This window comes from Virgibacillus sp. FSP13, from assembly GCF_054048505.1.
The window spans coordinates 1-2,646 of the sequence record NZ_JBSVKG010000058.1 but is presented as its reverse complement, the minus strand read 5'-3'; the positions used below and the strand labels follow the sequence as shown (position 1 = coordinate 2,646).

The window sequence follows — 2,646 nt, the reverse complement described above, 5'->3', positions numbered from 1 at the left end:
CAATCGGGCGCGCGCGACAAGTTCTGTTACAAACGCTTGAAGCGTGAAATACAGGAAGTCTAATATATACAAACTTCAACTTTACAACGGAGGATTGGAATGATGGAACCAAGTTTCTTGAAATAATCCCATCAAGATTCCTGCGTGCATCATGAATGACAGTTCATGGGGTTCGAAGCACAGGTAGAGTCGGCAGAAGGAAGGCTAAAGCCATTCCAATGGAAAAGGTATGTTAACTGATATGCCGGATGGCTGCAAAACTAGATATGGTGAGAATGTTCCAATTGGAGCGGACTGACAAACTTCCGAACTTAAGGGTCTAAAGATTGAACATAGTGTAAAGCTATGTCCCAACTAACGTTGGGGTGAGTGGTGTAGAGTAAAACTGCGCCCTCTGAAATACGCTATACCGGACAACGGCGGTATCACGCTCACAGGCTTACAGGAAGCACCTACGTCTAGAATGGATAGCTACGTTGTAAGGGACTTGGGAAGCAAGGAACGTTGAAACAAGGACTGTCATCCAAAACGTTTGTCATAAGACAAAAGTCGAAGTGCATTTATTCTTGTGAAGGTAGGGGTATTACTGATGAATCTCCTGTAATGGGAGTGGAGGAACAGCCCCAAGTCTAGCGAAATGGAATGATTATTTTCTTCACGTGAATGACACCGATCGGGTAGGAATGTGGGAACATCACTCATAAGGAGGGATGCCACAGTGTCAACTTTGAGATATTGGGATTACTACAATATGACGGAAACCTTTACTGATTTACACGAAAAAGCTAGTCATAAAGAATCTTTTGATCACTTATATGACATTATTATTTCGAGAGAAAATATTCTATTAGCCTATCGGATAATCAAAACGAATAAAGGTTCAAAAACACCTGGTACAGATGGGAAAACCATCATTGACATACAAAAGCTTACGGAAAATGAATTAGTGAAAATAATCCAAACAAAACTAAAAAACTATTATCCTAAGAAGGTCAGAAGAAAGTGGGTTGAAAAGGAAAACGGTAAATTAAGACCTCTTGGTATTCCATGTATTCTTGACCGTATCATTCAACAATGTTTTAAACAAGTTCTTGAGCCAATTGCTGAAGCTCACTTTTATAAACATAGCTATGGATTTAGACCGTTACGGTCTACTCACCACGCTATGGCAAGAGTACAATTTTTAATCAATCAATCACAGCTGCATTACGTTGTTGATGTTGATATTCAGTCCTTTTTCGATAACGTGAATCATACACTTCTTATCAAACAGTTATGGAACTTAGGCATCCAGGATAGAAAAGTGTTAGCTTGTATATCTAAAATGTTAAAAGCTGAGATTGATAAAGAAGGCGTCCCATCTAAGGGCGTACCTCAGGGTGGATTGTTATCGACGATATTATCAAATGTTGTTCTCAATGACTTGGACCACTGGGTTGCCGAACAATGGGAGTTTTTCCCACTCTCGAAAAACTATAAATCAAAAGTTGGAGAAAGGTACGCTAAGAAACGTACAAACCTCAAAGAAGGGTATCTCGTCCGTTATGCGGACGATTTTAAAATCCTCTGCCGAGATGCAAAAACAGCTCAAAAGTGGTATCACGCAGTTAGATTATATATCAAAGAACGATTAAAACTAGATATCTCACCAGAAAAGTCGCAAATCGTAAATTTGCGAAAAAGAGAATCAGAATTCTTAGGGTTTACAATTAAGGCAAATGTGAAGAAGGGTAAAAGAGTTGCCCACACAGGCATTAAACATAAGAAACGGGAGAAAATTAAAGAACAAGCTAAGATGCACATCCAGAGAATCAAAGACTCCCCTACAATCCAAAATGCTTTACGCTTTAACAGTTTTGTTTTAGGCATTCATAACTATTTTAACCGAGCTACTCACGTTAATCCAGAATTCTCACGTCTTGCCTATGACCTAAAAGCCTTTCTGTACAATCGCCTTCGTTCTGTTGGTAAATATGGACACCCTGTCAATCCAACTTCAACCTATAAAAAGTTTTATAGCTTAGGGTTTAAAACGTTCAAAATTTCTACTGTCCACTTATTTCCGATAGGAAATGTGAAAACAGTCAATGCAATGAACTTTAGTCCAACATTATCCCTTTTTACAGAAGAAGGCAGAAAGAAAATCTACGATAAATTAAAGCTAAATATGGAATCAGAAATCAGTGTACTAATGAAGGCAACTCTTCCAAACAGAACAGTTGAATACATGGATAATCGCATTAGTCGTTTTAGTATGAAAATGGGGAAATGCGAAATCACAGGTTGGGATTTAACTGCTTATGAAGTTCACTGCCACCATTATATACCCAAACATCTTGGAGGAACGGATAAGTTCAACAATCTTCGCATTCTCCATAAAGATATACATTGGCTTGTACATCGTAAAGATAAAGAAATAATTGCATCAGAAATACAAAAATTCGGTTTAAATAACTCAACGATAAAGAAACTAAGCCAATACCGAATGGAATGCGGGCTTGAAAAGGTAGATTAATCTCACGTTTAAAAGTAACGAAGAACTTATAGTCTAGTACATAACGGTAGATGGAGCGCCGGATGCTGGGAAACTGGCACGTTCGGTGTGGAGCAGGGGAAAAGCTGGAGATAACTTCAAAGGCTTACCTA

General features: G+C 38.6%; 1 protein-coding gene. It reads left to right on the top strand.

The genetic code is table 11. From position 1 onward, the window contains the following. Positions 1 to 718: 718 nt before the first annotated feature. Positions 719 to 2,515 (top strand): group II intron reverse transcriptase/maturase, encoded by a 1,797-nt coding sequence (gene ltrA / locus ACW2QC_RS20105; protein ID WP_457545705.1) that lies wholly within the window; start codon positions 719 to 721, stop codon positions 2,513 to 2,515. Positions 2,516 to 2,646: the final 131 nt, after the last annotated feature.